The sequence below is a fragment of the Streptococcus humanilactis genome (genome assembly GCF_019448275.1).
Lineage (GTDB): Bacteria > Bacillota > Bacilli > Lactobacillales > Streptococcaceae > Streptococcus > Streptococcus humanilactis.
This window is the reverse complement of sequence record NZ_JAHXBZ010000001.1, coordinates 783,900-795,908: the sequence shown is the minus strand read 5'-3', so window position 1 is coordinate 795,908 and position 12,009 is coordinate 783,900. Positions and strand designations below refer to the sequence as shown.

The following is a 12,009-nucleotide window of genomic DNA, read 5'->3' as shown; positions in this document are numbered from 1 at the left end:
ATAGACTTTATTTGCTAGAAAGGTGGAGAGATATGCGTTGGCTTTTTCGTTTGATAGGGGCTTTCTTTTATTTTATTTGGCGTTTGTTTTGGCGTCTGGTTTGGATAGTTGTTTTCTTATGCGCTCTTGCTTTTGGTTTTCTCTGGTATCTGAACGGTGATTTTCAAGGTGCGCTGAAGCAAGCAGAACGGTCAGTCAAGATTGGTCAACAAAGTATCGACCAATGGGAAAAAACAGGGCAACTGCCTAAGTTGAACCAGACAGATAGCCATCAACATTCTGAAGGAAGGTGGCCGCAGGCTTCTGCTCGTATTTACTTGGATCCCCAGATGGATTCACGCTTTCAAGAAGCTTATTTAGAAGCAATCCAGAATTGGAATCAAACTGGTGCTTTTAATTTTGAACTCGTGACTGAGGCCAGCAAGGCAGATATTACGGCTACGGAGATGAACGATGGAAACACTCCTGTGGCAGGAGAGGCGGAAAGTCAGACCAATCTCTTAACAGGGCAATTCTTATCCGTAACGGTGCGGTTGAATCACTATTATCTGTCCAATCCTAACTATGGTTATTCCCATGAGCGCATTGTTCATACGGCAGAACATGAGTTGGGGCATGCGATTGGCTTGGGCCATACAGATGAGAAGTCTGTGATGCAACCTGCAGGTTCCTTTTATGGTATCCAGGAAGAGGATGTTGCAAACCTCCGAAAAATATATGAGACTAATGAGTAGGGAACTATCTTTCCCTACTTTTTTGCTATAATGGAACTATGAATAACTTGATTAAATCAAAACTAGAGCTCTTGCCGACCAGCCCTGGTTGCTACATTCACAAGGATAAAAACGGCACCATTATCTATGTAGGAAAGGCTAAAAATCTGCGCAACCGTGTGAGGTCTTATTTCCGTGGAAGTCATGATACCAAAACAGAGGCCTTGGTGTCTGAAATTGTGGATTTTGAATTTATCGTTACTGAGTCCAATATCGAGGCACTTCTCCTAGAAATCAATCTCATCAAGGAAAACAAGCCCAAGTACAATATCATGCTCAAGGATGATAAGTCTTATCCTTTCATCAAAATCACCAATGAGCGCTATCCACGCTTGATTATCACCCGTCAGGTCAAGAAGGACGGAGGTCTCTACTTTGGACCTTATCCAGACGTGGGAGCAGCTAATGAAATCAAGCGGCTACTGGATCGAATTTTCCCTTTTCGTAAATGTACCAATCCACCGTCTAAGGTCTGTTTTTACTACCATATCGGCCAATGTATGGCCCACACCATCTGTAAGAAGGATGAGGACTATTTCAAGTCCATGGCTCAGGAGGTTTCTGATTTTCTGAAAGGACAGGATGACAAAATCATCGATGACCTTAAGGGCAAGATGGCAACGGCAGCCCAGACTATGGAATTTGAACGTGCAGCGGAATACCGTGACCTGATTCAGGCCATTGGAACGCTCCGGACTAAGCAACGGGTCATGGCCAAGGATCTCCAAAATCGCGATGTTTTTGGCTACTATGTGGACAAGGGCTGGATGTGTGTGCAGGTTTTCTTTGTCCGTCAGGGCAAGCTCATCGAGCGAGACGTCAACCTCTTTCCCTACTACAATGATCCGGATGAGGACTTTTTGACCTACGTAGGACAATTTTATCAAGAAAAATCTCACTTGGTTCCCAATGAAGTGTTGATACCGCAGGATATTGATGAAGAAGCCGTTCAGGCCTTGGTGGATACCAAGATTCTCAAACCCCAACGTGGAGAGAAAAAACAGCTGGTCAATCTAGCCATAAAAAATGCCCGTGTCAGTCTGGAGCAGAAATTTAACCTGCTAGAGAAATCTGTTGAAAAGACCCAAGGAGCTATTGAAAATCTGGGACGCTTGCTCCAAATTCCGACACCAGTTCGTATCGAGTCCTTCGATAACTCTAATATCATGGGAACCAGTCCTGTTTCGGCCATGGTGGTCTTTGTCAATGGCAAACCGAGTAAGAAGGATTATCGTAAGTATAAAATTAAGACTGTGGTTGGGCCAGACGACTATGCCAGCATGAGAGAGGTCATTCGCAGACGCTATGGTCGAGTCCAACGTGATGGCTTGACTCCGCCAGATTTGATTGTGATTGATGGAGGACAAGGGCAAGTCAATATCGCCAAGCAAGTCATCCAAGAGGAGCTGGGCTTGGATATCCCCATTGCAGGTCTGCAAAAGAATGACAAGCACCAAACTCATGAATTGCTCTTTGGAGATCCGCTGGAAGTGGTGGACTTGTCTCGTAATTCTCAGGAATTTTTCCTCCTTCAGCGCATCCAAGATGAGGTGCACCGCTTTGCTATCACTTTCCACCGCCAACTGCGCTCCAAAAATTCCTTTTCATCTCAATTGGATGGGATTGACGGTCTGGGACCTAAACGCAAGCAGAATCTCATGAAGCATTTCAAGTCTTTGACTAAAATCAAGGAAGCCAGTGTGGATGAGATTGTCGAAGTTGGGGTACCAAGAGCAGTCGCAGAAGCAGTGCAGAGGAAGTTGAACCCGCAGGCAGAAGAGGAATTGGCTCTGGTGGCGGAAGAAAGAGTAGATTACCAAACGGAAGGAAAAACATCATGAACCATAAAATTGCAATTTTATCAGATATTCATGGTAATGCGACAGCCTTAGAAGCAGCGATTGCAGAATCCTTAGCAAAATCTTGATTAACATGTCAATCAAGATTTTGCGAATAGTATATTGTGATAGAATGGAAAGTCAGTTATGATACTTATAGAAAAATCAAATCCGTTTGAAGTTGAAAAAATTTGTTTAGAATTATATAAAAAAATGAATTTTCGAAATTATCCTGAATTTAAAAATGATTTAAATAGTTGGGTAGCCAGCAATGTACCAAAACTAGCAAGAGAAAAAGATGCTTTTCTAAAGATAATGACTGGTGAGTATTCATTTTTAGAGAACATTAAAGAATTCTTGCATAATTTCTTAGATAAAGAACCTAGATTAGCAGAGTATCTAAAAAAATCCTACGAAAAGATTGATTCCGAGCTAAGAAAGAAAATAATTGACTCAAAGAATATTTCAGTATGTCCGTATTGTAATCGTAATTATATAAGTTCAACATATAAATTCCTTCAATGTAATAACTGTAATCAAGAGTTATTGGTAATTGATGGGACTGAAAAAGAATGTCTGGGTTGCAAACAAGAAATTAACGGTCAGACTAAAGTAGTAAATACTGCTCAACTCGACCATTTTTTTCCAAAAGACAGCTATCCACTATTTGCTGTTTCATTTTATAATTTAATCCCTAGTTGTTATAGTTGTAATCATGTGAAATCAAATAAGGATTTAGAATATAGTCCCTATGATACTAGTTTTTCATTCGATGATGTAAAATTTACATACATTCCAAAGTCTGCTGATGAGATTGAAATCAAAATCATTTCATATGATTCGGATTTTAAAATTGGCATTGGTGATTTGGGTATAGAGGAGCTATATCAAAGCCACATTGATGTAGTAAATGAATTGATTTGGAAAAAAGAAGTATACACAGATAGTTATAGAGAAGGTTTGTCAAAAATCTTAAATCAAACAGATCTTGAATTAAGTGCGGCTGAGTTGAATCGCTTTATAACAGGTTACTACACAGACAAAGAAAATTATGGGAAAAGACCGCTTTCAAAGATGGTTACAGATATTAGCAAAGAAATTGGACTAGTAGGAGAAGAAGAATGAAATTAATTGCCTTGGTGATTAAACAGTATGATGAGTTTTTTAAGAATCAGATTTTTAATTTTTCAGACGAATATAAAGTAAGTTTTGATTTTGAAACGAATGAATTAAAAATTGATAAAAATCCAGACTATATTGAAAACTTTTATGGAGAGTCTATTTATAATATTTTACCTATAGTTGGTATAAATGGTGTGGGAAAAAGTACAATTTTAAATCTAATAGGCTATTATCATCGAGCGGAAGATCAAAACAAAGATATAAATCAATTTTTCTGTATATATTTAGATACTAATGGTAAATTTTATCTATTCGATAAAAATTTTGATTTATCGTCAATTACTATAGAAGGTCTAGCAACAGATCAAGTTGATATAAATGGATACTGTGATGATCAAAAGAGAGATAAGTTGATTTATATCATGAACGAAGATAGACGTCCAAGCGGAAGCTACGGAGGTTCATCATTATTAGATGTTCACTTAGCAGAATCTTCTAGATGGTATATTTTGAATGGTATTTTTGAAGCTTATGAAGTATTATATTCTCGAGGATTAGTTTCTTCGTCATATAAATTTAGTTTTGGAGTCAGTAAGTATGATATTCCAGATAAATATTTAAATGGTTGGGAAAATAGAGAGTTTTTCTCCTGTCTCATTTTGAAAATAATTGTGAAGATTTGTAAAGACTTTAAGTATTGCTTAAGAGATGAAGAAATTGAAATATATTTTATAGATGGTAATTATTTGAACCTATTTGATAAAATAAAAACAGAAATAGAAACAGAAGAAATGAACGAATTTCTGAATTTATTAGTCGATTTTTTAAATAATTTAGAACAATTTATTCATAAGTATAAGACAAAAGAATACAGTGATAGTACGAAAAGTCGGATAGTTGAGATTGGATATGTAGAAAAGAATTTTGATAATCGAATCGAATTTGAAAAACTATATCTAGACTATGAAAAATTAGAAAAGAATGCAATAGATTTGAAGTACTATGATTTTAGAGTAATAGATGACTTTTATTATAATATGTCTACTGGTGAAACAAATATATTAAAAGTGATGAGTTATGTAAAGTGGTTACAAATGAATCCCTCTCAAGGGCCATGTCAATTAGTAGTGGATGAATTAGAATCGGGTATGCATCTCGAATGGTCTAGAACCTTAATAAATTTTTTAGTCAACTATATAAATGAAATCAATAGAATAGTAGGAATGAACTTCCAACTCATCTTCACAACTCATTCTCCTTACATGCTTTCGGATATTAAACCAGGAAATGTGATTATGCTTGAAAAGAATCAAGAAACTGGATATTCAGAAGGTAAAGTTCTTCAAAATACTTTCGCTAAGAATATCCAAGAAATCATGAAGGAAAATTTGATCGATAACATTTATGGTGATTTTGCTTTAGCAAAGATTAATTCTATGATAAGTAGACTGAATGGGGAAGAAGGAGATGAAGAAGAACTATTAAAAGAAATTCATTTAATCAGCGAGCCTATTCTTCGTAATAAATTATTAGAGATGTATGATAAGAAATACAATACCTCAGAATTTAGTATTGAAAAACAACTACTAAAATTGGGTCTCACTGATGAACAACGCCAGAAGGTCAGAACAATGATTGAAGAAAATACAAGGGATACATAATTTATGTAAACAAATAGCTTGAAATACTAATGTAAACGAATATTAGAAAGTAATAATATGAAACATAAAATCGCAATTTTATCAGATATTCATGGAAATGCGACGGCTTTAGAAGCAGTGATTGCAGATGCTAAAAATCAAGGGGTCAGTGAATACTGGCTTCTGGGAGATATTTTTCTTCCTGGTCCAGGCGCAAATGACTTAGTCGCCCTGCTAAAGGACCTTCCTATCACAGCCAGTGTTCGAGGAAATTGGGATGATCGTGTCCTTGAGGCCTTGGATGGCGAATATGGTTTGGAACATCCGAAAGAAATCCAGTCAATGCGCATGACCCAGTTTTTGATGGAGCGAATGGATCCTGCAACGATTGTCTGGCTACGAAGCTTGCCTTTGCTGGAAAAGAAAGAAATTGACGGATTGCGCTTTTCTATCTCTCATAATTTGCCAAATAAGAACTATGGTGGTGACTTGCTAGTTGAGAATGATACAGAGAAATTTGACCAACTCCTAGATGATGAAGTTGACGTGGCAGTCTATGGTCATGTTCACAAGCAGTTGCTTCGTTATGGCAGTCAAGGGCAACAAATCATCAATCCAGGGTCGATTGGCATGCCCTATTTTAATTGGGAGGCGTTAAAAAATCACCGTGCCCAGTATGCCGTGATAGAGGTTGAAGATGGGGAATTGGTCAATATACAATTTCGTAAAGTTGCTTATGATTACGAGGCTGAGTTAGAATTGGCCAAATCCAATGGGCTTCCCTTTATTGAAATGTATGAAGAACTGCGTCGTGACGATAACTATCAGGGACACAATCTGGAATTATTAGCAAGCTTAATAGAAAAGCATGGGTATGTAGAAGATGTGAAGAATTTTTTTGATTTTTTGTAAGAGTTCCCTAAGATAATCAATGCAAACTAAAAACGATTGGCCTGTCCAATCGTTTTTAATATATCTTATTGTAACTGAGATTGATCTGGGAGATAAGAGCCACCTAGATAGATATTGCTGAGTTTTTCAAGTGTTCCATCTTGGTAGAGTTCTTTGAGTGCTTTATCGAATTGCTCTTTAAACTCTTTTTGGTCGCTTGAGAAAACGATATAGTTGCTGGGGCTATCGGCAGAAGGCAAGTCAACCACAGAAAGGTCTAAGCCACGGTCCTTGATAATCTTTTGCACGGATACCTTGTCAAAAACGAGGAAATCAAACTCTCCGTTAGCAAGGTCTAGGATTCGTTTGCCGATATCTTCACCAGAAAAATCGATAGTAGCGGGATTGTCAGTGTGTTTTTGATTCCAGTTATTGATGAATTGAGCGTTTGAAGTTCCGGTATCCTCTTGAGTTGTTTTGCCAGCGATTTGGTCAAGTGAAGTCAAAGGATTTTTCTTGTTGCTGACAAGGACGAGGGGATTGTTCGAAATTGGAAGTGAGTAAAGGTATTTTTCAGCACGCTCTTTTGTGTAACTCAAGTTATTGGCTGCGGCTTGATAGTGACCAGAATCAAGTCCTGGGAAGATACTCTCCCAGGCAGTTCTTTGGAATTGAATCTCGTAGTCGCTGAGTTTTTCATCCACTGCTTTTAGAACTTCAATATCGAAGCCTGTCAGATTGCCTTTATCTTCGTAGTCAAATGGTGGCACATCGCCAGCTGTAGCAACGACGATTGTCTTTTGAGAGCTGGTCTCTTTAGGTGTGGCTTGATTTCCACAGGCAACCAAAAATGGTAGGATGGCTAATAATAGGCTAAATTTTTTCATAATATCTCCATTCAAATGTAAAGTACTTGCTAGTTTATCAGAAACTGTCTTGATGAACCAATATATATTTTTTATGTCTGTGATAAAAAATCTTAATCATGAAAAATCCCTGCAAGCTCTTTCAAATTATGGTAGAATGGAAACAGTAGAATTAGAAAAGGAAATCGATTATGAAATTTCTTGAATTAAACAAAAAACGTCATGCGACTAAGCAGTTTACTGATAAGCCTGTTGATCCAAAAGATGTGCGTACGGCTATCGAAATTGCAACCTTGGCTCCAAGCGCCCACAACAGCCAGCCTTGGAAATTTGTAGTGGTGCGTGAGAAAAATGCTGAGCTGGCAAAATTGGCTTACGGTTCAAACTTTGAACAGGTATCATCAGCGCCTGTAACCATTGCCTTGTTTACAGACACAGATTTGGCTAAACGTGCTCGTAAGATTGCCCGAGTTGGTGGTGCTAACAATTTCTCAGAAGAACAACTTCAATACTTTATGAAAAATTTGCCTGCCGAGTTTGCCCGTTACAATGAACAACAGGTCAGCGACTACCTAGCCCTCAATGCAGGTCTGGTTGCCATGAACTTGGTTCTGGCTCTTACAGACCAAGGAATCGGATCAAATTTGATCCTTGGATTTGACAAATCAAAAGTCAATGAGGTTTTGGAAATCGAAGACCGCTTCCGCCCAGAGCTTTTGATTACAGTGGGTTACACAGACGAAAAATTGGAACCAAGCTACCGCTTGCCAGTAGATGAAATCATCGAGAAAAGATAGAAAGAAGAAAAAAATGACAGCAATTGATTTTACAGCAGAAGTAGAAAAACGCAAAGAAGACCTCTTGGCTGACTTGTTTAGCCTTTTGGAAATCAACTCAGAACGTGATGATAGCAAGGTTGATGCTGAGCATCCATTTGGACCTGGGCCGGTAAAAGCCTTGGAAAAATTCCTTGAAATCGCAGACCGCGATGGCTACCCAACTAAAAATGTTGACAACTATGCAGGACACTTCGAGTTTGGTGATGGAGAAGAAGTTCTCGGAATTTTTGCCCATATGGATGTGGTTCCTGCTGGTAGCGGTTGGGATACAGATCCTTACACACCGACTATCAAAGACGGTCGCCTTTATGCGCGTGGAGCTTCTGATGACAAGGGACCTACAACAGCTTGTTACTATGGTTTGAAAATCATCAAAGAATTGGGACTTCCAACTTCTAAGAAAGTTCGTTTCATCGTTGGAACAGATGAAGAATCAGGATGGGCAGACATGGACTACTACTTCGAGCACGTAGGACTTGTCAAACCAGACTTCGGTTTCTCTCCAGACGCTGAATTCCCTATCATCAATGGTGAAAAAGGAAATATCACGGAATACCTCCACTTTGCAGGTGAAAATGCGGGTGCTGCCCGTCTTCACAGCTTCACAGGTGGTTTGCGTGAAAACATGGTACCAGAATCAGCAACAGCAGTTGTTTCAGGTGACTTGGCTGACTTGCAAGCTAAACTAGATGCCTTTGTTGCAGAACACAAACTTAGAGGAGAACTCCAAGAAGAAAATGGTCAGTACAAGGTTACCATCATTGGTAAATCAGCCCACGGTGCTATGCCCGCTTCAGGTGTCAATGGTGCGACTTACCTAGCCCTCTTCCTTAGCCAGTTTGACTTTGCTGGTCCAGCCAAAGACTACCTTGACATCGCTGGTAAAATTCTCTTGAACGACCATGAGGGTGAAAATCTCAAGATTGCTCATGTGGATGAAAAGATGGGTGCTCTTTCTATGAATGCAGGCGTCTTCCGCTTTGATGAAACAAGCGCTGATAATACCGTTGCCCTCAATATCCGCTATCCAAAAGGAACAAGTCCAGAACAAATCAAGTCAACCCTTGAAAACTTGCCAGTTGCTTCTGTTAGCCTTTCTGAGCACGGTCATACCCCTCACTATGTGCCAATGGAAGATCCACTTGTGCAAACCTTGTTGAATGTTTATGAAAAACAAACTGGTCTTAAAGGTCACGAGCAAGTCATCGGTGGTGGAACCTTTGGTCGCTTGCTCGAACGCGGAGTTGCCTACGGTGCCATGTTCCCAGACTCAATTGACACCATGCACCAAGCCAATGAATTTATCGCCTTGGACGATCTCTTCCGAGCAGCAGCAATCTATGCCGAAGCTATTTACGAATTGATCAAATAAAACGATAGAAGTCTGAGATTGTATGCTTAGACTTCTTTTTGGAGGGAAAGTAGATGTCTCAAATTGAAAGAATCAAGCAGGCTATTATGGCAGATCCTCAGAATGCTACCTATACAAAGCGTGGCATCGAGCCTCTCTTTGCAGCGCCAAAGACTGCTCGCATCAATATCATCGGTCAAGCACCGGGACTTAAAACGCAGGAGGCAGGACTTTATTGGAAAGATAAAAGTGGTGACCGCTTGCGAGATTGGCTTGGTGTTGACGAAGACACTTTTTATAATTCAGGTTATTTTGCTGTTCTGCCTATGGATTTCTACTTTCCAGGGCATGGCAAGTCAGGTGATTTACCTCCGCGAGCAGGTTTTGCTGAAAAATGGCATCCTCAGCTCTTGCAAGAATTACCAGATATTCAATTGACCCTCTTGATTGGTCAATATGCCCAAGCCTACTATTTGCAGGAGAAAATCAGTGGCAAGGTAACAGAACGGGTAAAACATTACCAGAACTATTTGCCAACCTATTTTCCACTAGTTCACCCCTCACCACGCAATCAAATCTGGATGGCCAAAAATCCTTGGTTTGAGGCAGAAGTAGTGCCGGATTTGAAAAAAAGAATTAAAACTATTTTATAGTCAATGAAAATCAAAGAGCAAACTAGGAAGCTAGCCGCAGGTTGCTCAAAACACAGTTTTGAGGTTATGGATAGAACTGACGAAGTCAGTAACTATACGTACGGTAAGGCGACGCTGACGTGGTTTGAAGAGATTTTCGAAGAGTATTAGGAGAAAAAGAATGAAAGAAATTTCCTTTGACGCATTTTACCAGCTTTACCAAAATGACCAACTTTCTCTAGTGGACGTGAGAGAAGTGGATGAGTTTGAAGCTCTTCATTTAGAAGGCGCCCACAACCTGCCACTTAGTCAATTGGCTGATACCTATGATCAGTTGGATAAGGACCAGTTACATTATGTTATTTGCAAATCTGGGATGAGATCGGCGCGTGCTTGTCAATTTCTAGCTGAACAAGGTTATGAGGTTATCAATATTCAAGGTGGCATGATGGCCTTTGAAGAACTTTAAAAATTTGCATTTCTCCTACTTGGTGTGGACTAGGTAGGAGAATTTTATTTTTAGACAATTCTAATTTTTAAGAATCTTGAAAACATTCAATATTTACTTCGTGAAGCTTTTTTCATACTCCTATTCATGATATACTAGGTCAGTATTTTATAAATATGAAGGAGATTTTCATGGCTAAAAAAGGTGCCTTAACAGGTTTACTCCTGTTTGGAATATTTTTTGGTGCGGGGAACTTGATTTTTCCGCCTTCTCTAGGTGCTCTATCTGGAGAACATTTTCTTCCTGCCATCGCAGGTTTTGTCTTTTCAGGCGTCGGTATCGCCGTCTTGACTCTTATTATTGGAACGCTAAATCCTAAAGGATATATCTACGAGATTTCAACAAAGATAGCGCCTTGGTTTGCGACTCTTTACCTTTCGGTTCTTTACTTGTCAATCGGTCCATTCTTTGCCATCCCACGTACAGCTACAACAGCTTACGAAGTAGGGATTAGCCCCCTTTTGTTGGATGCAAATAAAGGTCTTGGTTTGATTGTCTTTACGGTTCTTTACTTTGCAGCAGCGTATCTAATTTCGCTCAATCCATCAAAAATCTTGGACCGCATTGGACGTATTTTAACGCCAGTCTTTGCGATTTTGATTGTTATCTTGGTTGTTCTGGGAGCTTTCAAATACGGTGGAACAAGTCCTCAAGCTGCTTCAGTGGCTTATCAAGCTTCTGCCTTTGGTACAGGTTTCCTAGAAGGTTACAATACCTTGGACGCCCTTGCTTCAGTTGCCTTTAGCGTAATCGCAGTTCAAACCTTGAAACAACTTGGATTTTCAAGTAAGAAAGAATACATTTCAACTATTTGGGTGGTTGGTATCGTTGTTGCCCTTGCTTTCAGCGCTCTTTACATCGGTTTAGGTTTCCTTGGAAATCATTTCCCAGTACCAGCTGAAGCGATGAAGGGTGGAACACCAGGTGTTTACATCTTGTCACAAGCTACTCAAGAAATTTTTGGTTCAACAGCTCAACTTTTCCTTGCAGCTATGGTTACCGTAACCTGCTTCACAACAACAGTTGGTTTGATTGTGTCTACAGCTGAGTTCTTTAATGAGCGCTTCCCGCAAATCAGTTACAAGGTTTATGCGACAGCCTTTACCTTGATTGGATTTGCCATTGCCAATTTGGGTCTTGATGCGATTATCAAGTACTCAATCCCTGTACTGGTTATCTTGTACCCAATCACGATTGCCATCGTTATGATTGTCATTGTCAACAAATTTGTGGCTCTTTCAAAACCAGGTATGCAGTTGACAATTGCTGTTGTTACAGCTATTGCCATTGCAAGCGTATTAGGAAGCTCGTTTAAGGTTGAGTTTCTTGCAAACCTTGTCAACGCTCTTCCTTTTGCCAAGGCATCTCTTCCATGGTTGGTGCCAGCTGTTGTCGGAATCTTGCTATCATTGGTTCTACCAAACAAGCAAGAAAGTGATGTTTTTGAAATGGAATAATTACTAATACTCTTCGAAAATCAAATTCAAACCGCGTCAACGTCGCCTTGTCGTACTCAAGTACAGCCTGCGGCTAGTTTCCTAGTTTGCTC

11 protein-coding genes and 1 pseudogene are annotated in these 12,009 nt (G+C 39.5%); 11 read left to right on the top strand and 1 reads right to left on the bottom strand.

Translation table 11 applies throughout. The annotated features are described in order from the left end of the window. Window positions 1–32 precede the first annotated feature (32 nt). The 6 genes and pseudogenes from KV696_RS03765 to KV696_RS03740 all read left to right on the top strand — a co-directional run bounded on the left by KV696_RS03765 (window position 33) and on the right by KV696_RS03740 (window position 6,285). Window positions 33–734, top strand: coding sequence for a M57 family metalloprotease (locus KV696_RS03765; protein ID WP_219966897.1), 702 nt, complete (start codon window positions 33–35; stop codon window positions 732–734). Between the two features lie 38 nt (window positions 735–772). Continuing rightward, window positions 773–2,614: an excinuclease ABC subunit UvrC gene (gene uvrC / locus KV696_RS03760; protein WP_219966896.1), complete on the top strand. Its 1,842-nt coding sequence runs from the start codon at window positions 773–775 to the stop codon at window positions 2,612–2,614. Continuing rightward, window positions 2,611–2,685 (top strand): annotated as a pseudogene (locus tag KV696_RS10440) (metallophosphoesterase family protein); the annotation flags it as partial. The gene uvrC and the pseudogene KV696_RS10440, both read left to right, overlap by 4 nt. A 73-nt stretch (window positions 2,686–2,758) precedes the next feature. Then, a complete protein-coding gene (locus tag KV696_RS03750) occupies window positions 2,759–3,736 on the top strand; it encodes a hypothetical protein (RefSeq protein ID WP_219966895.1) in 978 nt (325 codons plus the stop codon). Beyond that, the gene (locus tag KV696_RS03745) at window positions 3,733–5,394 is read left to right on the top strand and encodes an AAA family ATPase (protein WP_219966894.1); all 1,662 of its coding nucleotides are present in this window, start codon (window positions 3,733–3,735) and stop codon (window positions 5,392–5,394) included. The genes KV696_RS03750 and KV696_RS03745 overlap by 4 nt, the downstream gene beginning before the upstream one ends. A gap of 57 nt (window positions 5,395–5,451) precedes the next feature. After that, window positions 5,452–6,285 carry a metallophosphoesterase family protein gene (locus KV696_RS03740; RefSeq protein ID WP_219966893.1) on the top strand — a complete coding sequence of 278 codons (834 nt, stop codon included), beginning with the start codon at window positions 5,452–5,454 and terminating at the stop codon, window positions 6,283–6,285. A 65-nt stretch (window positions 6,286–6,350) separates the two neighbouring features. Here the strand turns inward: KV696_RS03740 and KV696_RS03735 are convergent, their stop codons facing one another. After that, complete coding sequence (locus tag KV696_RS03735) at window positions 6,351–7,151, bottom strand: amino acid ABC transporter substrate-binding protein (RefSeq protein WP_219966892.1); 801 nt, start codon at window positions 7,149–7,151, stop codon at window positions 6,351–6,353. A gap of 170 nt (window positions 7,152–7,321) precedes the next feature. Between KV696_RS03735 and KV696_RS03730 the strand changes: the two genes are divergently transcribed. The 5 genes from KV696_RS03730 (at window position 7,322) to brnQ (ending at window position 11,917) form a co-directional block, all read left to right on the top strand. Further along, complete coding sequence (locus tag KV696_RS03730) at window positions 7,322–7,927, top strand: nitroreductase family protein (RefSeq protein WP_101514737.1); 606 nt, start codon at window positions 7,322–7,324, stop codon at window positions 7,925–7,927. Window positions 7,928–7,940: 13 nt separating this feature from the next. After that, window positions 7,941–9,341: a dipeptidase PepV gene (gene pepV, locus KV696_RS03725; protein ID WP_219966891.1), complete on the top strand. Its 1,401-nt coding sequence runs from the start codon at window positions 7,941–7,943 to the stop codon at window positions 9,339–9,341. 53 nt (window positions 9,342–9,394) lie between these two features. Beyond that, window positions 9,395–9,973 carry a uracil-DNA glycosylase family protein gene (locus tag KV696_RS03720; protein WP_219966890.1) on the top strand — a complete coding sequence of 193 codons (579 nt, stop codon included), beginning with the start codon at window positions 9,395–9,397 and terminating at the stop codon, window positions 9,971–9,973. Window positions 9,974–10,133: 160 nt separating this feature from the next. Beyond that, window positions 10,134–10,421 (top strand): rhodanese-like domain-containing protein, encoded by a 288-nt coding sequence (locus KV696_RS03715; RefSeq protein ID WP_219966889.1) that lies wholly within the window; start codon window positions 10,134–10,136, stop codon window positions 10,419–10,421. A 170-nt stretch (window positions 10,422–10,591) separates the two neighbouring features. Beyond that, the gene (gene brnQ, locus KV696_RS03710; RefSeq protein ID WP_219966888.1) at window positions 10,592–11,917 is read left to right on the top strand and encodes a branched-chain amino acid transport system II carrier protein; all 1,326 of its coding nucleotides are present in this window, start codon (window positions 10,592–10,594) and stop codon (window positions 11,915–11,917) included. Window positions 11,918–12,009: the final 92 nt, after the last annotated feature.

Bases quoted from the DNA above. Each gene is read 5' to 3' on its own strand.
- KV696_RS03765 (WP_219966897.1), top strand. From the start codon at position 33: ATGCGTTGGCTTTTTCGTTTGATAGGGGCTTTCTTTTATTTTATTTGG.
- uvrC (WP_219966896.1), top strand. From the start codon at position 773: ATGAATAACTTGATTAAATCAAAACTAGAGCTCTTGCCGACCAGCCCT.
- KV696_RS03750 (WP_219966895.1), top strand. From the start codon at position 2,759: ATGATACTTATAGAAAAATCAAATCCGTTTGAAGTTGAAAAAATTTGT.
- KV696_RS03745 (WP_219966894.1), top strand. From the start codon at position 3,733: ATGAAATTAATTGCCTTGGTGATTAAACAGTATGATGAGTTTTTTAAG.
- KV696_RS03740 (WP_219966893.1), top strand. From the start codon at position 5,452: ATGAAACATAAAATCGCAATTTTATCAGATATTCATGGAAATGCGACG.
- KV696_RS03735 (WP_219966892.1), bottom strand. From the start codon at position 7,151: ATGAAAAAATTTAGCCTATTATTAGCCATCCTACCATTTTTGGTTGCC.
- KV696_RS03730 (WP_101514737.1), top strand. From the start codon at position 7,322: ATGAAATTTCTTGAATTAAACAAAAAACGTCATGCGACTAAGCAGTTT.
- pepV (WP_219966891.1), top strand. From the start codon at position 7,941: ATGACAGCAATTGATTTTACAGCAGAAGTAGAAAAACGCAAAGAAGAC.
- KV696_RS03720 (WP_219966890.1), top strand. From the start codon at position 9,395: ATGTCTCAAATTGAAAGAATCAAGCAGGCTATTATGGCAGATCCTCAG.
- KV696_RS03715 (WP_219966889.1), top strand. From the start codon at position 10,134: ATGAAAGAAATTTCCTTTGACGCATTTTACCAGCTTTACCAAAATGAC.
- brnQ (WP_219966888.1), top strand. From the start codon at position 10,592: ATGGCTAAAAAAGGTGCCTTAACAGGTTTACTCCTGTTTGGAATATTT.